The organism is Streptosporangium sp. NPDC087985 (genome assembly GCF_044741965.1).
GTDB lineage: Bacteria > Actinomycetota > Actinomycetes > Streptosporangiales > Streptosporangiaceae > Streptosporangium.
On the sequence record NZ_JBIUTQ010000021.1, the window covers coordinates 51,505 to 72,262 of the forward strand.

The following is a 20,758-nucleotide window of genomic DNA, read 5'->3' on the forward strand; positions in this document are numbered from 1 at the left end:
GTCGGGCTTAGCTAGGGGCGGCCTCGGAACCGGGCCGGCGGGCCGGGGGAACAACGGTGGCCGGCAGGCAGATCCGGTCGCGGCCGAGCTCCTTGGCCCGGTAAAGGGCCAGGTCCGCCGCGGCGAGTAGCTCGATCAGGTCGTCGCCGTGCATGCTCATGACCGCGACTCCGACCGAGATGGTCACAGTGATCAGGTTGTCGTCGGCCGGAACCGCCATCCGCCCGATACGGGACCGTAGCCGCTCGGCGACCCTGCGGGCCTCGGTCACGTCGGCCCGGGGCAGCAGGACGACGAACTCCTCCCCGCCGAACCGGCCCACCACGTCGTAGTCACGGAGCTGGCTGCGGATCGTGGCGGCCACCCCGACCAGGACCTGGTCTCCGATCAGGTGACCGTAGGTGTCGTTGACCCGCTTGAAGTGGTCGATGTCAACGATGAGCAGGGCCAGCGTCTCGCCGGTGCGGCGCGCCCTGACGATCTCGGTGTCCGCCTCACGCTGCCAGGCCGCGGCATTGAGCAGACCGGTCTTGGAGTCGGTGCGGGCCGCCGCCTGGAGCTGGGCGTGGAGCAGACTGCGCTGGAGCAGGACCACCGGTGGCAGCGCCAGCACCAGCAGGACCGGATTCAGCACGCAGGTGATGGCGACGATGACTCCGAGGCAGAGCTCGACCACGTCAAGCAGCAGGCTCTCCCGGTTCCACCACACCTCCCGCCAGCGGCTGTCGGGGGCGGCGGTATGTGCGGCGACGGCGATCAACGCGGTGTTGAGCACGGTGAACAGGACGGCGGAGCCGACGGCGATGACGATCGTCCCGCCGTCACCCGCGGTCAGGGCGGCCAGATCGCCGGGGACCGCGTGGAACAGCACCGACGCCGCGCATCCGGCCAGCCCGATCGCGGCCGAGCTGAACACCCTCCGGTGGAGGACCGTCTCCCGCACCCGTTTCTGCAGGAGGATCTGGAGCGGGATGGGGGCGAGAAGCGCGTAGATGGGAGGCAGGAGCAGCGCGGCGGGCAGCCACCAGGCGGAGAGCAGGTCACGGGAGACACCGGCGGGCATGCCCAGCCTGCGGGTCGCCTCGATGCAGACGGCGCCGCATGCCATCAGTGCGGTGAAGGTCAGCAGGTCATGCCAGCGGAAATCAGTCGATAAGGCGAAAAGACCGATCGCAACCAGATCCAGCGCCACAATCCCGCAAAGGTAGACGACCAGTGCACGACGCTGCCCAAGCAAGGGCCACCGATCAACCAAGACGGTCACACCGCTGCGTGGTTGGGCCGAGGTGTGAATGGGTGCCGCCATGTCGCCCCCTTCTCCGACTAACGATGTGTAACACGATAGTTGCGGAGTGTGCGGCGCGCGACGGTAACCGCTACCTTTGGCGGAGGGGTCTCCTCATCAGGGGGCTCACGACTGGGAATCGCTCACTCCGCGAGCGGACCGTGAGGGAAGGAGCAGCCATGCTGCGGGGCGTGACCTGGACCTGACAGGTGCTTCGGACATCTGACACGGGTAGGACGACCATCGGCCTGTTTTCTCGGCGTCACCGCCTTCTCTGCGGGGCACCGACCGCGCTCGGCCGGTGCCCCCTCCCCGCTCCTTTTCGGACTTCTCAGGGGAGCCGCACGGCCCGTACCCGGCGCCCTGCCATCGGCGGCCTTCTCAGGCCGCCAGGGGCGCCTCCACCGGCCACGGCGTCTCGTCCCCGGACTCTCCGTCTCTCATCGTCGCCTTCCCGCCGATCATCTTCTCCTGTTCCGCGTCCATCTCCCCGTCGGACACGCCGTGATCTTCTGTGTTGGCTCCGTTCCCGGTGATGCCCCTGTGCGCCGGGTCGCTCCCCACCTCGGCCGTCTCCTCGTCGCCCGTCCCGGCTCTCACCGGGCTCAGGACACCGGAACCGCTCGCTCCGGCGGGGGCCGCGCCGCCCATGGCCCAGTCGTGGGTCTCGCGGTCAAGCTCGGTCCGCTCCTTGCGGCCCAGTGACGGGACCGCGCCCCCTCGCTGCGATTTGCTGAAGCTTCCCAGACCCCAGCGCAGGTCATGTCCGAGCGAGTTGGCCTCCACCTCGGGCATGAAGCGACGCTCCCCCTCATGGGTGAACTCGCGGATCCGCAGGCGGCCCTGGACAACGATCGGCTGGCCCACGTGGACCGACTGGGCCACGTTGTCAGCGAGCCCGCGGAAGCAGCGGACTCCGAAGTAGGTCGTCTCGCCGTTGCGCCACTGCTGGTTCTCCCTGTCGAAGTAACGGCTCGTGGAGGCGACCTTGATCGAGGTCACCCGCGACCCGTCGGGGAAGGTGTGCTGGCGCGGCGGAGCCGCGACGTTGCCGGTCAGCGTGACGTGGATGTCGTTCATCGTGTCTCCTTTGAGAGCGGGCGGACTGCCCGTGGCGTGGAAGACACGATGGCCCGCGCCGTCTCCGGCACGGGCCACCGAACCGCACTCTGTGGATTACCTCACGCGGGTGCCGCGGAGCTGTGGACGGCAGGGCCTAACCCCGCACGCCCCGCACGGCGGAGGAGAACTCGTTGTATCTGGCCAGTTCGCGCTCCACCGGCTCAATGACCATGGTCGCGGCGGCCCCGGCGACCCTGCGACGCATCTCCCGTTCGAGCCGGTCACGCTCGTTTCCCGCACCCAGCGCGACGAAGTTACGGCTGGCCACAGCGGTGAGCAGGCCCAGCCCGAGGACCGACAGCACCATCAACCCGACCCATGGCAGCGAGGACGCCTCACCGAACACCGTCAGACCCTCCGGCAGCGTCCCCGCGCCGAACCCGCCGTAGACGAGAGCCGTACCGAACCAGGCGAGCCCCGCGACGGACAGCAGGACCAGCAGGTACTGCCAGACGAGGAGCAACCGCCACCAGCCGGGGACCCGGTCCAGGCGCGGCGCGACCTCCGACAGCTCCTCGGAGAGCACCTGGGGCAGCTGGAGCGAGCGAGAACGGGCGGCTTCCTTGATCCCGTTGCGCCAGGCCTCGTGCATGCCGGAGGTCAGCCCGTCGGTGAAGGCCTGTACCGCGTTGTCCACCTCGGCCGGCTGCGCGCTGACAGAGCCTCCGGTGAAGCCTCGGATCTCGTCCCGGAGGTCGCCCAGACGCAGGCTGTTGAGCGGGTCGGGCCGGAGCTTGGCGGCCCAGCGGGTGTACGGCCAGCCGACCCACTCCATGGATCGCACGCCGTACACGTTCTCCATCGCCTCACCGACCGCCGGCACACCGACCGCGTCGCAGAGCGCGTCGGTGAGACCGATCCGGCGGGCGTCGTCGATCGAGGCGGAGGGGACAGGGGCGCCGTCCGCGGGCATGGTCTTCGCCAGACGGAGCGTGAGCCGGTCGAGGTCCGCCTCCAGGCGCTGTACGGCCGCTCTGCGCCTGACCACGGTCTCGGCGAGGACGGCCTTGAGGCCGTCCACCCCCTTGCCCGTGATCGCGGAGGTGGTGACGATGATGGGCTTCTCGACGCCCTCGCGGCGGAGCAGGTCCTCCAGGTCCGCGACGCATTCGAGCAGTTCCTCCGGCTCCAGCCGGTCCGCCTGGTTGAGCACGAAGATGGTCACCGCGTCCTGCCCGGCCAGCTCGGTCACGTAGCGGCGGTGCGTGGAGGCGTCGGCGTACTTCTGCGGGTCAAGCACCCACACGACCAGGTCGGCGACCTGGATCAGCCGGTCGGCCTCGGTGTCGGTGAGCGCCCGGATGGAGTCGTGGTCGGGCAGGTCGAGCAGGATCAGCCCGTGGAGCTGGCTCTCTCCCCGGTCCAGAGCACTGGCTCTGGCGAAGCGGTGCCGCCATTGGATCTGCAGCCAGTCGAGCAGCGGACCCGCCCCGTCCAGGCCCCAGACGCAGGCGTGCGTGCGCGCCGTGGTGGGGCGGCGGACCCCGGTCGGCGACAGCTCCAGCCCGGAGACCGAGTTGAACAGGGTCGACTTGCCGCTTCCGGTGCCGCCGGCGAGCGCGACCACGGTGTGGTCGGAGGAGAGCTTGAGCCTGTCACCGGCACGGAGCAGCAGCTGTCCTGACTCGGCCAGGAGCTTGGGCTCGACTCTGCCCGGCCCCAGTTCCACGATCCGTGCCAGCGCGGCGAGGCGGCTGCCGAGACCTTGGCGTGTCTGGATGGTGCCAACAGTGGTCATCGCTCGCTTACCGTTCCTCTTTCACTGCACGGACCGCTCGTCCCTCACCGGCCGCGGTGCCGGGGGCACACCCGGCGAACACCGTGCTCGCCACGTCGGATCCGCTTCTCATCGGGCGACCTCAAGCGTGTACGTCGCCTGGTGGAGGCGGGTGGCGGCGGACTCGTCAGGGATACCCGCGCCGTCGAGAACCTGGACGTAACGCGACATCTCATCATCGAACAGCATGCTGATCCGGGCACGCAGATCGCTGCGGGCCTTGGCGCCGATGGTGCGCAGCGACTCGGCGCCGAGAAGCGCGTGCACCAACCGCTTCGGCAGCGCACCGGTGACGACGCCCTCGGTCTCGGCGGAGCCGTCACCGAGAAGCCCGATCGCGAAGATCAGCGACAGGGACTCGACGTCGAACGACACCAGCCTGGCGACCGCCCGCTTGGTGACGCCCTCGGTGCGGATCAACTCGATGATGTGCTCCTGCCAGGCCGCGACGGTCCGGCCGGTCCTGCGCAGGAGCTCGTCGGAGGCATGGCCGAGGCCCGGCGCGGCGGCCAGGGTCTCCCCGGCGCCGGAACGGTGCAGCCAGCGTGAGACGACCTCCTCGGCGGCCCGCTGCGCCGCCGAGATGATGACGGACTCCACCGCGGCCCGGAGGGCGGCCTTCAGCGCGCTGAGCCGCTCGGGGGCCTGATGGCCCGCCTTCCCCGCGAACCGGCCAGGCTTACGCAGGTGCAGAGTCCGCATGAGGTCACCGGAGCCGGCGAAGTCCTGCCACCGGGCGAGCACCTCACCCCGTAGCAGCGAGCCGTTCCCGGTCGCCTCCTCGATCTCGGCCAGCGCGCCAGCGTAGGCGGCGTCCACGTCGCCGCGGAGCTCGCTCCTGAAGACCACCTGAGCCTCCAGCTGCCGGGCCAGGGCCGGGATCCGGGTACGGAAGCTGTCCAGCACTCCGGACAGGGTGGCGCGTACGGCCTGCGCCCGGCGCTGGTCGTCGACCGACAGCTCGGTCAGCCACAGCCGGAGCTCGGTGACCTCGTGGTCGGGGAGCATGCCGTCGGTGACCTTGCTCTCATCGATGACGAAGCGGGCGACATCACCGAGGCCGTACTCGGTGAGCATCCTGAAGAAGTGCTTGGTGACCACCTCCCGGGACTTGGGTGCCACCCGGGAGAGCACGATGACCAACCGGACCCCGCGCTCCTTGGCCAGGCGGAGAAGACGCCAGGCGGGAGCGTCGGCGTAGCGGGCGGCGGTGGTGACGAAGATCCACAGATCGGCCGTGTCGAGCATCCGGTGGGCGATCTCGTGGTGCTCCTCGACGACCGAGTCGATGTCGGGGGTGTCGAGCAGGGCCACACCTGGAGGGAGACGTTCGGTGGAGACGAGCACGAGGCTGCCGGGAGTCGCCTTGGGATCGGGGGCGTCCTGCCGCCGCAGGCTGCCGAGCGTGTCCCCCTCGGCGAACCACTCATAGTCGTCGGGGTGGCAGGCGAGGACCGGGGTGCCGGTGGTCGGGCGGCGCACGCCGGTGGCGCTGACCTTGGCGTTGGCCAGGGTGTTGAGAAGCGTGGACTTGCCCGCCCCGGTGGACCCCGCGACGACGACGAGCGCCGGCGCGGTGCTGGTGCGGACCCGCGGGAGCACGTAGTCGTCGAGCTGGGTCAGGATCTCACTCTGGGTCCGTCTGGCCTCCTCGGCTCCGGGGAGGTCCAGGCCGAAGCGGAGATCGGTGACACTGGCGCGGAGGATGGTGAGCGCACTGGTCAGGGCCTCGGAGACGGCATCCGGCAGTGGCGCCTCCCGCACCCGGTCATGCCGCGTCCACTCGGCTTCCTCGCCCGCGTAAGCGTCGTCTCCGTCGATGTCGAGGTCACCGGACCTGGTCACGTCGTCGATGTCGACGCCGCCGGACCCGGTCACGTCGTCGATGTCGACGCCGCCGGACCCGGTCACGTCGTCGCCGAGAACGTCACCGCCCAGACCCGCGTTCACTCCGGCTCCGAGTGCGGCTCCGGCTCCGGCGAAGTCCGCCCCGGGTTCTTCTTCCCTGTCCACGCGGAGGAGCGGAGCGTCACGACCGGCACGGGATGTGGGGGAGGCACCGTCCGGGGACGGGCCGGTGGGGACTCCACCGGGTGGGCCGGCTGCCCGCTCGCCCCTCTCCGGCCGGGGGAGGGGACCGTCTGCGTCCGCCTGGAAAGCGGTGAAGGCGCCACCGGGTGACGAGGCGGCGGCCGTACCACCGACCGGGGAGGAGCCGGCGGCGGCGTCCTCTTCACGGGAGGTGGCGGCAGGGCCGGTCAGCGACGCGATGGTCGCCTCCGCGGCGGCGGCCGCCGCGCGGAAGGCGGCGAACGCGTCCTCCTCGGACGGGCCGGCGGCATCGTCCCGCTCACGGGCGGGAACGCCACCACCCTGGGACGCGACAGACTCCTCACCGGCCCCCGGAGGCCGCTGAAAGGGAGCGGCACCGTCGCCGTCCCCGGAGGAGGCGTTCTTACGACCGGTCGGAGGAGAGGAGTCCTCGCCACCGGTCAGCGACGCGATGGTCGCCTCCGCGGCGGCAGCCGCCGCGCGGAAGGCGGCGAACGCGTCCTCCTGCGACGTGGCCGCCGTACCGCCCGCCCAACGGGAGGTACCACCGGCGCCGGGAGAGGCGGCCGTGCTCCCCTGAGACGAGGGGGCGGCGGCACCGCTCCCCCGCGGCGGAGTGGACCGCTCATCGCCCCGAGGGGGGGCGGCCGCATCGCCGGTCAGCGACGCGATGGTCGCCTCCGCGGCGGCAGCCGCCGCGCGGAAGGCGGCGAGGGGGTCGTCCGGGGCCGGGGTATCCCCCCTACCGGCGGCCTGTGGGTGGGAGGCGGAGGCCGCGTCGTCGTCCGGGCGGATGGCCCTGAAGGTGACCGTCTGTTCGACGGGGAACTCGGCATCGCCCGGCGAGGTGCCGCCGGGTGACTCCTGAGAGGGGCCGGCGAGGCGGTGGTCGCGCTCGCTCGGATGGGTGGGCTTGTTGGCAGCCGACTTCACGGTACCCGCTCCGCTCGAACCATCTCGACCTCCTGGCCGACCTTCACGACATCGCCAACGATCACGATCGCAGGTGGCCGAATCCCAGCCGCGGTCACGCGCTCCGCCACAGTGGAGAGCGTGGCGTAAAGAGCACGTTGGGTGGGAAGAGTACCGTCCTGTACCACCATTACGGGAGTTTCTGGCGAACGTCCATCATGGATGAGTGTTTCGGCAATCGTTCCGATCCGTTCGACGGCCATCATGAGCACCAGGGTTCCGCTGGATCTCGCCAGATTCGGCCAGTCGACGGTGGATCTGGCATCACCGGGCGGGACATGTACGGAGATCACGTGGAACTCCTGGCTCACGCCGCGGTGGGTCACGGGCACATTTGCCGCGGCGGGCACCGCGACCGGGCTGGTGATCCCAGGGACGACGATCACCGGGATGCCCTCACGGGCGCAGGCGAGCATCTCCTCACCGCCCCGGCCGAAGACGAACGGGTCGCCTCCTTTGAGGCGGACCACGAACCTGCCCTTCTTCGCATGCTCGATCAGCAGTTCGTTGATCTTCTCCTGGGCCATGTAGCGGCCGTAGGGAATCTTCGCGGCGTCGATCAGCTCGACATCCGGGGAGAGTTCGTCGAGCAGGGCCTGGGGCGCGAGGCGGTCGGCGATGACCACGTCGGCCTGGGCGAGCAGCTGCCGCCCGCGGACAGTGATCAGGCCGGGATCACCGGGGCCGCCACCGACCAGGGCGACGCCGACCGGCTTGGTGCGGTTACGCCGGGCATCGACCGTGCCGTCGCGGAGCGCCCCCACGACGGCGTCCCTGATCCCGGCCGCCCGGCGGGGGTCACCGCCGGCGGTGACCGCAACGCTGATCTCGTCCACGCGCCCGCTGGCGGGGGTCCAGGCCGCCGACGCGTCCCGGTCGTCCGCACGCACACACCAGATCCGCTTGGCCTCGGCCTCGGCGGCCACCGCGGTGTTCACCGCGCGGTCGTCGGTGCAGGCCTGGACCAGCCAGGCCCCGTCCACGTCACCGACCTGGTACGGCCTGGCCTCCCAGGTCACCCGGCCGGTCGCGATGAGATCGTCAAGGGCGTGCGTGACGCTCGGCGAGACGACGGTGACCAGGGCACCTGACTCAAGCAGGGCCGGGACCCGCCGCTGTGCGACGCGCCCTCCACCCACGACGAGCACCCGCCGCCCGGAAAGGCGCAACCCGAGCAGATAGGGCGACATATGACAGATCTCCCGTCTGCGATTAATCGTGAAGCACGACGCGTTAAGAGGTAAACCTACCGGCTAATGGCCTGATGTCTGTGGCCACCGCGTTAACAGGGTAAAGAAGAGGCTGACCAAAATTCACCTCGCGGAGTCAGGCCTTTCGTAGATCATGCTCCCTTGTCGGTGACCCCGGCGGAATCGAAGGTCGCCACCTCGTGCATCACCCTGACCGCCGCGCAGACGAGCGGATGAGCGAGCAGGCCGCCGGTGCCCTCTCCGAGCCGGAGCTCCAGCTCGACCAGGGGGCGCAGGCCAAGGTGGTCGAGCGCGACGGCGTGACCGGGCTCGGCCGAACGGTGCCCGGCCACGCAGTGGTCCACCACGTCGGGGGCCAGCGCGGCCGCCGCCAGCGCGGCCGATCCTGTGATGACGCCGTCGAGGATGACCGGCACCCTGAGTGCCGCCGCTCCCAGGATGAATCCGGCGATCGCCGCGTGTTCCAGCCCGCCGACCGCGGCCAGGATCTCCAGCGCCGACACCGCTCGGCCCGCCCCGGACACGCGCTCCGGCCCCGCCGCATCGGAGCCGTCCTCCGCTGCGGCGTCCGCCCCTCTCACCAGGCCGTTCACCCGTAGAGCACGCCGGACCACCTCGACCTTGCGGGTCAGGGTCTCGTCGTCGACACCGGTGCCCCTGCCTGTCACGGCGGCCGCGTCCCGGCCGGTGAACGCACAGATCAGAGCGGCTGAAGCGGTGGTGTTGGCGATGCCCATGTCCCCGGTGATCAGGCAGCGGGCACCTTGGTCCACGAGCGCACGGGCCACCGCGATCCCGGCCTCCAGGGCCGCCACCACCTGGTCGGCCGTCATCGCCGGCCCGAGGGACAGGTCGGCCGTGCCGTACGCGACCTTGCTGATCGTCAAGCCCGGCGCGGGGGTCAGATCGGCGGCCACGCCGACGTCGACAACGGTCACCGAGGCGCCGATCTGAGCTGCGAAGGCGTTGGCCACGGCGCCGCCCGCGAGGAAGTTTCCGACCATCTGCACGGTGACCTCCTGCGGCCACGGAGTCACACCCTGAGCGTGAACGCCATGGTCGGCAGCGAAGATCGCCAGAGCCGCGGGGGCCGGGAGCGGCGGCGGGCTGACGGCCGCGGCTCCCGCCAGCCGTACGGCCACCTCCTCCAGCACGCCCAGGGCGCCTCGGGGTTTGGTCAGGCTCTGCTGGTGGGCCCGTGCCCCGGCGAGGGCCGCCGGATCCGCGGGCCGGATCGCGGCGACGGTCTGTTCAAGGGTGGTCATACCGTCAAGTGTCCCCCCAGGAAGGGGACCTCACGGCAAGGTCACCAGGCGATCCCGCTGAGCGCCTCCTCGTAGCGCTCGACGACCACGTCGGCCAGGCCCTCGCAGTCGCCGATGACGTCGGCGCAGCGGACGTCCAGATCCGGGTGGCCCGCGGCATAGGCCATGGCCTGGGCCCAGACGCGATCCAGCGCGCCGCCGGCGAACAGCAGATAGGGGACGACGATCACGCGCTTGGCGCCGAGACGTCGGCAGCGCTCGATGCCGCCGGGCACGCCGGGCGGGGTGAGGGAGACGAAGGCGGTCTCCACGGTCATGTACTCGGGCGCGTGGGTCTCCCAGAACAGGCGGGAGACCCGGTGGACGTCGGCGTTGGTGTCGGGGCTGGTGGAGCCGTCGCCGACCAGGACCACGGCGGTCTCGCCGACCTCGATGCGCTCGGGTTCGTCGTCGAACGGCGCGGCGGCCGCGGGGACCAGGCGGAGGCTGGCGACCTCGGCCGCGGCATCGGCAAGGCGCTCGGCGAGCAGCGCCAGGACGCGGGGGTCGGCGCCCAGGGGACGGCCGTAGTCGCAGGCGAGCGTGGGATGCCGCACGTGTTCACGGGCCATCGCGGCGAGGACGTCGGCGTCGATCCGCGTCTCCCCGGCGAGGCTCAGCGACAGCGCCACCATGCGGTGGTGTCCGCGTGCCACCAGCGAGGCGACCGAGTCGCTGAGGCGTGGCGTGACCTTGGAGACGTATCCCCCGGACACGTCGGCCGCCACCTGGTCGAGGCGGCAGCGGAGCCGGTGGACGAATCTACCGAATTCAGCAGATCCATTGTCATCGTGCGAGCCCTGCCCGATGAGCAGCAGCGGCGGTTTCATCGAAACGGGACTCCAATGACCTTGACCTGGGAAGATGCAACGGCGACTCGCGAGGATATCCGAAAACGCCGTGGCATGGACAGGTAACGGTTCAGCAAAGTCCGGCCGATCACCGCCGGACGGATCCGGCCGGCGGTGGAGCGGGGCCGGGCTGAGGATCAGCGGGCGACCACGACCTCCAGCGTGCGGGGACCATGCACGCCCTCGACCCGGTTCAGCTCGATGTCGCTGGTCGCCGAGGGACCGCTGATCCAGGTCAGCGGCCTGGCCGGGTCGAGCCTCCTCACGGCCTCGGGCACGCCCGAGACGAGCTGGCCGGCCCGCACCACGCACAGGTGGTAGTCCGGCACCAGGGTCAGCGCCCGCCGCCCCTGGCCGGGGCCGGCGTCCAGCACGATCGTGCCGGTCTCGGCGATCCCCAGCGCGCACCCCGTGATCACGCCGTCGGCCGTGTCCAGCGCCGCCGCGCTCAGCGGAGGCTCGTCCCGCATGATCGCGGCCGCTCCGGTCTCAGGTGCCCCGCGCCCGGGATCGACGGCTCCCGCTCCGACGGCCGACCGTACGGCCCGCACCCATTCCTCCGGCAGCCCGTCGGGGACGACCAGACGGGTCGCCGCCCGGCGTTCCAGCGCCGCCGCGATCACCTCCGCCACCTCGCCCGCGTCCACCACGTGGACGACGGCCCGGTAGTCGGCCACGCGCTCGGCGAACAGTTCCACCACCTCGTCCGTAGCCGGCGACGTGCGGTAGACGCGGGTGATCGCGACTTCCGGCGCACCGGCGACGGCCGCGCGGATCCGGGACAGGATCAGCTCCCTGCCTCCCGTGGTCGCGCTCGCCCGGGTCCCTCGCTCTGCCCCGCCGCTCATCGGGCGCCTCCGCCGGTACGGCTCCACCAGTCGCGGAAGGACTCGGCGGGGATGTCGGGGAGGTCGCGGGTGTCGGTCCAGGCGGCCAGCGGGCCGGGCAGGCGCCGGGGGACGTACCTGCGGAGGCGGCCGGCGAGGCGCTGGGCGCCGGCCAGCCGTGCCGGGCGGTTGAACACCCAGCCGGCGGCGCGCATGCCCAGGCGCTCGGCGCGCGGGTGGCGGGCCTTGCCGCGCAGGTGGACCAGGACCTCGGGGATGTCGATCGCCACCGGACAGGCGTCGAAACAGGCGCCGCAGAGCGTGGACGCGTACGGCAGGGAGTCCTCCAGCTCCGAGCCCATGCCGCGTAGCTGCGGGGTGAGGATCGCGCCGATCGGGCCGGGGTAGACGGAGCCGTAGGCGTGACCGCCCACACGCTCGTAGACCGGGCACACGTTCAGGCAGGCCGAGCAGCGGATGCAGCGCAGTGCCTGGCGGCCGACCTCGTCGGCGAGGACCCGGGTGCGTCCGTTGTCCAGTAGGACCAGGTGGAACTCCTGGCCCTCGACCGCGCCGGTCCAGGTGGAGGTGTAGGGGTTCATCCGCTCGCCGGTGGAGCTCCTGGGCAGCAGTTGGAGGAAGACCTCCAGGTCCTGCCAGGTCGGCAGCAGCTTCTCGATGCCGACCACGCTGATCAGCGTCTCCGGAAGGGTCAGGCACATCCGGCCGTTGCCCTCCGACTCCAGCACGACCAGCGTGCCGGTCTCAGCGATCATGAAGTTCGCGCCGGAGATCGCGACTTTGGTGGACAGGAAGCGCTCCCTCAGGTGGAGCCGGGCGGCCTCGGCGAGGGCGCGGGGCTCGTCGGTCAGTCCCTCGGGGGCCGCCCGGCCGAAGGAGGCCATCTTCTCCTGGAAGATCTCGCGGATCTCCGAGCGGTTGCGATGGATCGCGGGAACCAGGATGTGCGACGGCCAGTCGTCGCCGAGCTGCACGATCAGCTCGGCCAGGTCGGTCTCGTAGGCGGAGATGCCCTGCTCGGCGAGGGCCTCGTTGAGGCCGATCTCCTGGGTGGCCATCGACTTGACCTTGACAACGTTGGTCTCGCCGGTCGCCCTGACGAGGTCGGCGACGATCCGGTTGGCCTCCCCGGCGTCGGCCGCCCAGTGGACGTGGCCGCCGGCCGCCGTGACCGCCTCCTCCAGCTGGAGCAGGTAGCGGTCCAGGTGGCGCAGGGTGTGGTCCTTGATCTCCTTGCCCGCGGCCCGGAGCTCCGCCCAGTCGGGCAGTTCGGCCACCGCGGAGGCCCGCTTGCCGCGGATCGTGTGCGTGGCTCTGCGCAGGTTGAACCTGAGCTGGGAGTCCTGTACGGCCACCGCGGCGTTCCGGGGGAACGCGGGCATGCCGAGGAACGTGGCGCTGCCGCTCATCGACCGGCCTCCGTGGTGGCGAGGATCTCGGCGAGGTGCATGATCCGGACACCGGCACGCTGGCGTCTGAGCATGCCGCCGATGTGCATCAGGCAGGAGTTGTCCGCCGCGCAGAGCACCTCGGCGCCGGTGGCCGTGACGTTGCCCACCTTGTCGCCGCACATGGCGGTGGAGACGGCTGGGTTCTTCACCGCGAAGGTGCCGCCGAACCCGCAGCATTCCTCGGCTCCGGGGAGGGGGACCAGCTCCAGGCCCCTGACCTGCTCAAGCAGTCGGGTGGGGCGGTCGCCCAGGCGGAGACCGCGCAGAGAGTGACAGGTCGGGTGGTAGGTCACCCGGTGCGGGAAGTAGGCGCCGACGTCGGTGACGCCGAGGACGTCGACCAGGAACTCGGAGAGGTCGTGGACCTTCGGCACCAGGGCGGCCGCCTGGCCGCCCTCCACCAGCCGGGGATACTGCTCGCGGACCGTCGCGGCGCACGATCCCGACGGCACGACGACCGCGTCGTATCCGGCGAAGACGTCTACGAAACGCCGCGCCAGCCGTTTCCCCTCCTCGGGATATCCGGTGTTGACGTGCATCTGACCGCAGCAGGTCTGCGCCCGGGGGAACTCGACGTCGCATCCGAGGCGGCGCAGCAGCGTCACGACCGCCCGGCCGGTGCCGGGGAACAGCGTGTCGTTCACACACGTGATGAAAAGGGCGACGCGCACGGCGTTCCTTCCGCTCTGTGATCTGACCCCAGTATGGTCTGGCCGCCGGGGCCCTGATCGACCCGCTCCGGCTCCGCCGTCCAGACCTGCCCGTGGCACACGCCTACCCGGACACCTCACGGACCTCGGTCACCTCAGGGAGGCCGGAGGCCGGAGACCGAGATCGGGCCGAAGACCGAGCCGGGCCCGGGGAAGGGGAGGGATGGTGGCGGCTCGATGAACGGGGGTGGTGCGACGAACGGGGGTGGCCGGACGGAGTCGGCTGAACGACAGGTCGCGCCGGAACAGGCCGCCAGGGTGTCGAGCTGCTGGTCGAACTGGGCGATCACGGCGGGCGGGACCTTGGCGGCGAGGTTGTGCAGCTGGGACGGGTCCCTGGTGAGGTCGTAGAGCTGGTACTCACCGGTCGAGTAGCGGACGAAGGTGTTCTGGGAGGTCCGCATGCCCTGGTAGGCGGGGACCGGCGTCTGGCGGCCCGACCTCTCACTGGTCGGGCGGTAGAACTCCAGCAGGACGTTCTGCCGCCAGGGGGAAGGCGTCTGGCCACGCAGGAGCGGGAGCAGGGACCTGCCCTCGACAAAGCTCGGGAGCTGGGCCCCGCCAAGTTGGGCGAAGGTCGGGGCGAGGTCCACGTTGGCGCCCATCTCGCTGATGACGCCACGGGGTCTGACACCCGGCCCGCGGACCACGAGGGGCACCTTGATCGACTCATCGAACGGCGTCGTCTTGCCCTGGGCGAGGCGGTGCTGGCCGAGGTGGAACCCGTTATCGGAGCTGAAGAATATGTAGGTGTTCTCCAGTTTCCCCGCGGCTCTCAGGGTCTCCATCAGGGAGCCGACCATGTCGTCCACGCCGAGCATGGCCCGGAGCCGGCGGCGGTAGCGCTCGTCGATCTTCTCGACCGTCTGGGGGGTGAACCTCTCCCGCGACTTCAGCCAGCGGGGCTCGTTCCTCACGTCCGGCTGGTCGAAGGACGGTGTCCGGGGAGCGGTGGCGCCGGCGAAGTCGTCGGCGTGCCGGGGCGCGTAGTTGGCCGGATTGTGCGGGGAGATCGGGGCGAGGTACAGGAAGAACGGCTCGGCGCTCCCCTGGGAGACGAACGCGTCGGCCTTCTGGCTGAGGACGTCCTCCAGATAGTCCTCCGACGTGTAGCCGTGTTCAGTCAGCAGCCCGTTCTCGTTGAGCGTGTAACCGTACTCCTCGTAGAGCCTGCGCACCGGCACGGCCCAATCGTCCCAGCCGGGCGGCACGTATGTGAGTTCGGCGGCGCCCCCGGGATAGTGATTCAGATATTTGCCCATCAACCCGGTGCGGTAGCCGGCCGATTTCATCCAGGTGCCGATGGTGGAACGTTCCAGATCGGAGTAGTGAAACTTGGTGAATCCCCCTTCCGGGGCCGTGTTGGTCAGCACGCCGTGGCTGTGAACGTACTGGGAGCGCAGGATCGACGAACGTGAGGGACAGCACCAGGAGTTCGACACGAAGAACTGCTCGAAGCTGGTGCCTTTAAGAACGATCTGGCTCCATATATTCGGAAATTTCTGCAAATCCCCGGCTTCCAGGTCGTCAACGAGAATGAACACGATGTTCGGTCGTTCGGTGACCTGGGCAACAGCGGGAGCAACTCCGGAGGCCGTGAAAACGGACAGCAACATCAGACACAGGGTCTTGCGGACAGCATTGAGCACAAGGGCTCGTTTCCCAGTAGATCGAATATCGACACCTCTCTCCCGGCCAGCCAATATAGAACGTGTTCTAAGTAAGGTGTGCGTATCCGCCTGGAGGCCTCCCGTGAGCACCGACCTGAAGCTCGGCCTGAACCTCGGCTACTGGCAGCGGAACGCCGACGACGCCGGCGGCTGGCTCCCGCTGTTCGCGCTTCCGGAGAAGGTCGAGCAGATGTACGGCCCGTCCCTGGCCGCGGCCAGGGACGGCTTCGATGAGGACGCTCCGCGATCTCGTCCTGGGCTGATCCCGGCCGTGGTCAGTCCGGACGCGGAGCGGGGTTGGCGGTGACGGAGCGCAGCAGCGGCGCGCTCGCCGCTCCGGCCCCGACCACCCCGGCGAAGCCGAGCGCCACGCAGACGGACAGGATCGTCAGGCCGGTGGTGTTCATCATGGCGAAGGCGAACGGAAGGGCGCAGAACATGCCGACCGCGATGGCGCCGCCGCCCATGACCGTCAGCGGGATGAGCGTCTCGGCGCGGCGTGCGCTGTTCAGCACCTCCAGAGGGGTCCCCGCCAGGCGGAGCAGGGCGTAGGTCTGCCTGCGGTCCAGGATCGAGGAGGCCGCGGTGATCCCGGCGCTGGCGATCGCGATCAGGAACGAGACCGTGAGCACGGCGACCGTACCGGTGCCGATGTCGCCGAGGGTCCGGGCGACGGAGTGATCGTCGTCGGCGGCCGTGGTGGCGACGCGCCCCGGAACGAGGTCCGTGAGCGCGGTACGGGCCCGGTCGACCGACCCGGCGTAGCGCGAGCCGGGGGAGACGACGAGCACACCGGTCCCGCCGCCGGACCTGCCGATCTTCACCGCGGCGGGGACCCCTGCCGCGGACAGGCGCTCGCGAGCACTGGCGGTGACCTCAGCCATCTGCGACGAGGGGACCGACACGCGCAGGTCGACGGCGTCCCGGACACCGAAGAGACCGCTGTCCGGGCTGAGCAGGCCGATGAACCCGGCGATGAACCCCGTCATGGCGACGCCGCTCACCGTACGCCAGGCGGACCGGGGATCGTCCATCAGGCGCCGCCCGGCCAGCAGCCGGACCGGGCCACGGGCCCTACGCGCTACGATCCGGCCGATCACGCCGACCACCCACGGACCGGTCAGGTTGACGGCGAGGAAGGCCAGAGCCAGGACGGCCACGACCACTCCGACGCCGGCCCCCAACCCGAGCGTGGGCACCACGGCGAGGATCGCCAGCAGGGCGACGACCCGGACGGCGCGCATCGCCGGAGGTGTCTCCCGCCTGGCGACGCCGAGCGGGCTGACCACGACGCGGCGCAGGCCGACCACCGCCGACAGCCCGACGAGCAGGGGCACCGCCACCAGTACGGCGAGCACGGGGAGCACTCCGGGCCACATGTCGGAGAGGAACCAGCGGCCACCGGAGATCTCGACCCCGGTGAGCAGCGGAGCGGACACGCCGTACAGGACCAGGCCCAGCAGCGCCCCGCCGAACGCGGTGATCGCGGCCTCCGCGACGGTCATCGCGACCACCTGCCCGGGGGTCGCGCCGACCAGCCGGAGCGCGGCCAGGCGCTGGTCGCGGCGGGCGACGGTGAGTCTGGCCGCCGCGCCGCCGAACACGAGCAGCGGCACGACCATGAGGACGCTGGCGATCAGCCCGAGTATCTGGTAGCCCACCGCGTTGTCGGTCGGCTGCCCGGTGAAGCCGGAGATCTTCACGGGGCCGGGGCTGTCCATGGAGCCGGACGGGCCGGCGGTCATCAGCGGGGAGTCCGGCGCCTGGCCGCGGACCGCGACGAGCTCGCCGGGGTGGACCAGTGTCTCCTCCCGGATCGTCCCGCCGATCTTCTGCGGGAACCGGCCAGCGAGCTGGTCGGCGGGGAGTTCTCCGGCGAGCTCGGCCAGCGCCGGGGAGAGCCAGACCTCACCGGGGGCGGGGAAACGCTCCAGACCGGGCGGCGGGGCCACGTCCGGTCTCAGCGCCGCCAGGTTCACGACGATGATCCGCCGGTCGCGCACGTAGTCCTCACGCACCGCCTGGATCGCCACGGCCTCTCCCCTGGCCTCGACCGGGTTGCGCCACGCCTCCCGGTCGGCCCGGCCCTGGAAGGCGAAGTTGACCGCCGCGGCGAAGAGCAGCAGCGCGGTGGAGACCGCCACCGCGGCCACGGTCAGCCACGTGCCCAGCAGGCCACGGCGGCCGCCGCCGCGCAGCAACCGCCATGCCAGGCCCATCAACCCGCTCATCCCGTCACCTCGGGGGTCCCGGGAGCCCGCAGAGCGCCGGGGAGGAGCCGGGTGAGCGGCTGCCGCACGGTGTCATGACCGGGAGGCGGTGGCGCGCCGTACCGGGCGGGGGCGATCTGGCCGTCGCGGACCTCGACCACGCGGTCGCACCAGCGGGCCACCTCAGGGTCGTGGGTGACGACCACCAGCGAGGCGCCGCTGTGCTTGGTGGCCTCCACCAGCAGGCGCATCGTGTCGTGGCCGGTGCTCTGGTCGAGCGAGCCGGTCGGCTCGTCGGCGAAGATCACCGCAGGCCGGGTGACCAGCGCGCGGGCGATCGCCACCCGCTGCGCCTGGCCGCCGGAGAGCTCCCCGGGCCGGCGTCCCTCCATGCCACCGAGGCCGAGCGGGCCGAACCATTCGCGGGCCTGCCGTACGGCGTCGGCCCGGGACACGTCTCCGAGCATGAGCGGCAGCGCGACGTTCTCCTCGGCCGGCAACTCCGGCAGGAGCTGGCCGAACTGGAAGACGAACCCGAACCGAGTGCGGCGCAGGGTGCTGCGCTCCCGCTCCCGCATCGTGTCGATGCGCCGGCCGAGCAGGTGCACCTCCCCCGCGTCCGGCTTCATGATCCCGGCGAGGCAGTGCAGCAGGGTCGACTTTCCCGACCCGCTCGGCCCCATGATCGCCACAGCCTCGCCGCCGTGGACGGCCAGCCCGACGCCTCCCAGCGCCACGGTCGGGCCGAACCGCTTGACCAGGCCGGCCCCTTCAAGAACAACATCCATGCCGACGACCCTCCCTCGCGGGGGCGCCGCGGCGGATCGGCCGAGCGTCCGATCCGCCGGACGGGGCATCGTCCGAAAGTCGGAGAAGGCGTGATGGTGGCAGAATCCGTCAGGTGACAATTCGGGTGCTCATCGCTGACGACCAGGAGCTGGTGCGGACCGGTTTCCGGATGATCCTGGACGCCCAGGAGGACATGGAGGTCGTGGCGACCGCGGGGAACGGCGCCGAGGCGGTCGAGCGTGCGAGGAGGTTCCGGCCTGACGTGTGCCTGCTCGACATCCGGATGCCCAAGCTGGACGGTCTTGAGGTCACCCGGCTCCTGGCCGGCCCCGGCGTGCCCGATCCGATGCGGGTGGTCATCGTCACGACCTTCGATCTCGACGAATACGTCTACGGGGCACTGCGCGCGGGCGCGACCGGGTTCCTGCTCAAGGACAGCGGGCCGACGCTGCTGATCGAGGCGATCCGGGCCGCCGCGGCCGGGGACGCGCTGGTGTCACCGTCGGTGACCGTGCGTCTGCTCGAACACCTGGCCCATCCCCGGGCGGGAAGCGTCCGGTCTCTCACCGACCCGCTCACCGAGCGGGAGCTGGACGTCGTCCGCCTGGTGGCCCGGGGCCGGACCAACCAGGAGGTCGCCGGGGAGCTGTTCGTCTCGCTGTCCACGGTCAAAACGCACCTGGGGAGCGTCCAGGTGAAACTCGGCGTCAGGAACCGAGTGGAGGTCGCGGCATGGGCCTGGGAGTCGGGTGTGGTGAGCTGATCCGCCGGGCGCGGGGAGCGGGTTAGCGGAGGGGCGGACGGGATAGAAAAAGGGCAAGTCCTTCAGCGCATGCCGGGGGGAGATACACATGCGCTTCATCCCGTCTCTACAGAAAAAGGCCATTTCGGCCGTTTATCTGGCCCTCACCGTCCAGGTGGTCGCCACCGCCGCACTGATGGTGTTCGAACAGGTCCGCGGCCGGCGGCTGGCCCAGGAGATCTCGACGCTTGGCGGTGACCCCCATGCCCCCGGCGCGCAGGCCCTCGTCGGCGCGGTCACCGTCTTCGCCATCCTGATCATGCTCGTCACCGTGACCACGGTCGCGGCCGTCGCCGCCTATCTCACCTGGCTGATCCGGGCCCGCCGGAGCGCCGTCCCCCGGGCGTCGGCGGCCCCGGTCCTGGCCGCCTGGCTCGTGCCGGGGGTCAATCTGATCGCCCCGCCGCTGCTGGTGTATCGCCTCTGGTGGGCCTCCCGCCCGCCCGCGGACCGCCACGGCCGCTGGGTGGCGCTGCTCGCCGCCTGGTGGGTGAGCTGGCTGGCCGCACTCGTCCTGGTCCCCCTGCGGCTGCCGCTCCGCGGCGTTCCGGGGAACACCGGCCTGACCGGCCTCGGCCCGGTGGAGCTGACCACCGTCGTGATCTCCGCCCTGCTGTGCGCGGCGACCGTCCGGCAGATCACCCGGATCCAGACCACGGGCGCCCGCTACCGGCGCCGGGCGCAGGAGGACCCGCTCCCCCCACGGGCGGACCCGGTCACGCCGCAGGCCGTTCCGCCGATCCTCACGAGGCAGATCCCCACGCAGCAGGCCCATCACACCCGGCGCTGACCGTGTGTCCGCCGGTCTCCCCGGACCGATCGGGCAGGGCGGCCCGGCAGTCCCCCGTCCTCGTCGGCGGCCGGCCCTCGCCCGCGGTGCCCAGGCGGGCCCCGGATCCCGGGCCTACGTTCCTACGGAGCCTGACGCAGGTCCCCCGGCTGCCGCACCAGGGGGTTGACGTCCACGGAGCTGCGGACACAGAAGGTCACGCCGCCCGCGCGGTAGCGGTCGTCGGACCACTCGACCGGGCGGCCCTCGTGGGTGGTGGTGACCCGCCGCTGGCGCAGCAGCGGGCTGCCCCGCCGTACGGCCAGCAGCCGGGAGTCCTTCACCCCGGCCGCGACCGCGTCGATGAGGTGCTCGCCATAGGCGAAGACGGGGCCGACGCTGTCGTGGAGGGCCTGGGTGACCGACTCGCACCCGGGGTCGATCCGCTCGACGGCCGGGGCGATCCACCCGGCGTAGACGGTCCGTTCCAGCATCACCGGCTCCCCCTCAAGGGAACGGAGCCGCAGGACCGACAGCACCTGCTCACCTGGCTGGAGTGCCAGCCGTACCGCTTCGGTGGCGTCCGCGCCCCGGCGGCGCTGCTCCAGCACGCGCCCGCCGACCCGGTAGCCCATCGTCCGCGCCCACCGCGCGAAGCTGAGAAGTTCGGCGAAGCTCTGGCTCGGCTCGCGGCCGAGCACGATGCGCCTGGCCCCCTGCCGGGAGCCGACCAGGCCCTCGGTCACGAGCGCGGCCACCGCCTGACGGACCGTGCCGCGCGAGGCCGCGAAACGGGTGGCGAGCTCGGCCTCCGTGGGCAGGCGCGCCCCCACGGCGTACTCACCCCGCAGGATGGCCTCCCGCAGCTCCGCGGCGATCCCCACGTAGCGCGCCGTCACGATCGTCCCCGGCCGGGCACTCGCCGGCCGCGCGAT

The 20,758-nt window shown here is 71.2% G+C and carries 17 protein-coding genes; 3 read left to right on the forward strand and 14 right to left on the reverse strand.

Annotation, left to right across the window (positions count from 1 at the left end):
- Positions 1–7: 7 nt before the first annotated feature.
- From ACIN94_RS27940 to ACIN94_RS27990, 11 genes are all read right to left on the reverse strand, one after another.
- Positions 8–1,306 carry a GGDEF domain-containing protein gene (locus ACIN94_RS27940; protein ID WP_400712144.1) on the reverse strand — a complete coding sequence of 433 codons (1,299 nt, stop codon included), beginning with the start codon at positions 1,304–1,306 and terminating at the stop codon, positions 8–10.
- Between the two features lie 360 nt (positions 1,307–1,666).
- Positions 1,667–2,365 carry a single-stranded DNA-binding protein gene (locus ACIN94_RS27945; protein WP_400712147.1) on the reverse strand — a complete coding sequence of 233 codons (699 nt, stop codon included), beginning with the start codon at positions 2,363–2,365 and terminating at the stop codon, positions 1,667–1,669.
- A gap of 136 nt (positions 2,366–2,501) precedes the next feature.
- Positions 2,502–4,145: a GTP-binding protein gene (locus ACIN94_RS27950; RefSeq protein ID WP_400712150.1), complete on the reverse strand. Its 1,644-nt coding sequence runs from the start codon at positions 4,143–4,145 to the stop codon at positions 2,502–2,504.
- A 108-nt stretch (positions 4,146–4,253) separates the two neighbouring features.
- Positions 4,254–7,169, reverse strand: coding sequence for a dynamin family protein (locus ACIN94_RS27955; protein ID WP_400712153.1), 2,916 nt, complete (start codon positions 7,167–7,169; stop codon positions 4,254–4,256).
- A complete protein-coding gene (gene cobA, locus ACIN94_RS27960; RefSeq protein ID WP_400712156.1) occupies positions 7,166–8,398 on the reverse strand; it encodes a uroporphyrinogen-III C-methyltransferase in 1,233 nt (410 codons plus the stop codon). Before cobA ends, ACIN94_RS27955 begins: the two co-directional genes overlap by 4 nt.
- A gap of 152 nt (positions 8,399–8,550) precedes the next feature.
- The gene (locus ACIN94_RS27965; RefSeq protein WP_400712159.1) at positions 8,551–9,684 is read right to left on the reverse strand and encodes a nicotinate-nucleotide--dimethylbenzimidazole phosphoribosyltransferase; all 1,134 of its coding nucleotides are present in this window, start codon (positions 9,682–9,684) and stop codon (positions 8,551–8,553) included.
- 41 nt (positions 9,685–9,725) lie between these two features.
- Positions 9,726–10,553, reverse strand: a complete 828-nt coding sequence (locus tag ACIN94_RS27970) for a sirohydrochlorin chelatase (RefSeq protein WP_400712162.1) — start codon at positions 10,551–10,553, stop codon at positions 9,726–9,728.
- Between the two features lie 158 nt (positions 10,554–10,711).
- Positions 10,712–11,422 carry a lactate utilization protein C gene (locus ACIN94_RS27975; RefSeq protein WP_400712165.1) on the reverse strand — a complete coding sequence of 237 codons (711 nt, stop codon included), beginning with the start codon at positions 11,420–11,422 and terminating at the stop codon, positions 10,712–10,714.
- Entirely contained in the window at positions 11,419–12,831 is a 1,413-nt protein-coding gene (locus ACIN94_RS27980) for a lactate utilization protein B (RefSeq protein ID WP_400712168.1), read from the reverse strand. The genes ACIN94_RS27975 and ACIN94_RS27980 overlap by 4 nt, the downstream gene beginning before the upstream one ends.
- On the reverse strand, positions 12,828–13,544 hold the full coding sequence (locus tag ACIN94_RS27985) for a (Fe-S)-binding protein (protein WP_400712171.1): 717 nt from the start codon (positions 13,542–13,544) through the stop codon (positions 12,828–12,830). The genes ACIN94_RS27980 and ACIN94_RS27985 overlap by 4 nt, the downstream gene beginning before the upstream one ends.
- Positions 13,545–13,678: 134 nt before the next feature.
- Complete coding sequence (locus ACIN94_RS27990; protein WP_400712174.1) at positions 13,679–15,199, reverse strand: sulfatase; 1,521 nt, start codon at positions 15,197–15,199, stop codon at positions 13,679–13,681.
- Positions 15,200–15,335: 136 nt separating this feature from the next.
- On the opposite strand from ACIN94_RS27990, the gene ACIN94_RS27995 reads away from it, so the two are divergent.
- Entirely contained in the window at positions 15,336–15,560 is a 225-nt protein-coding gene (locus ACIN94_RS27995) for a hypothetical protein (RefSeq protein WP_400712177.1), read from the forward strand.
- On the opposite strand, the gene ACIN94_RS28000 is transcribed toward ACIN94_RS27995, so the two are convergent.
- On the reverse strand, positions 15,529–17,484 hold the full coding sequence (locus tag ACIN94_RS28000; protein WP_400712180.1) for an FtsX-like permease family protein: 1,956 nt from the start codon (positions 17,482–17,484) through the stop codon (positions 15,529–15,531). The two genes, ACIN94_RS27995 and ACIN94_RS28000, sit on opposite strands and share 32 nt — an antisense overlap.
- Entirely contained in the window at positions 17,481–18,251 is a 771-nt protein-coding gene (locus ACIN94_RS28005; protein ID WP_400712183.1) for an ABC transporter ATP-binding protein, read from the reverse strand. Before ACIN94_RS28005 ends, ACIN94_RS28000 begins: the two co-directional genes overlap by 4 nt.
- A 113-nt stretch (positions 18,252–18,364) precedes the next feature.
- On the opposite strand from ACIN94_RS28005, the gene ACIN94_RS28010 reads away from it, so the two are divergent.
- Positions 18,365–19,015 carry a response regulator gene (locus tag ACIN94_RS28010; protein WP_400712186.1) on the forward strand — a complete coding sequence of 217 codons (651 nt, stop codon included), beginning with the start codon at positions 18,365–18,367 and terminating at the stop codon, positions 19,013–19,015.
- 88 nt (positions 19,016–19,103) lie between these two features.
- A complete protein-coding gene (locus tag ACIN94_RS28015; protein WP_400712189.1) occupies positions 19,104–19,844 on the forward strand; it encodes a DUF4328 domain-containing protein in 741 nt (246 codons plus the stop codon).
- A gap of 122 nt (positions 19,845–19,966) precedes the next feature.
- Here the strand turns inward: ACIN94_RS28015 and ACIN94_RS28020 are convergent, their stop codons facing one another.
- Positions 19,967–20,722: a GntR family transcriptional regulator gene (locus ACIN94_RS28020; protein ID WP_400712192.1), complete on the reverse strand. Its 756-nt coding sequence runs from the start codon at positions 20,720–20,722 to the stop codon at positions 19,967–19,969.
- Positions 20,723–20,758: the final 36 nt, after the last annotated feature.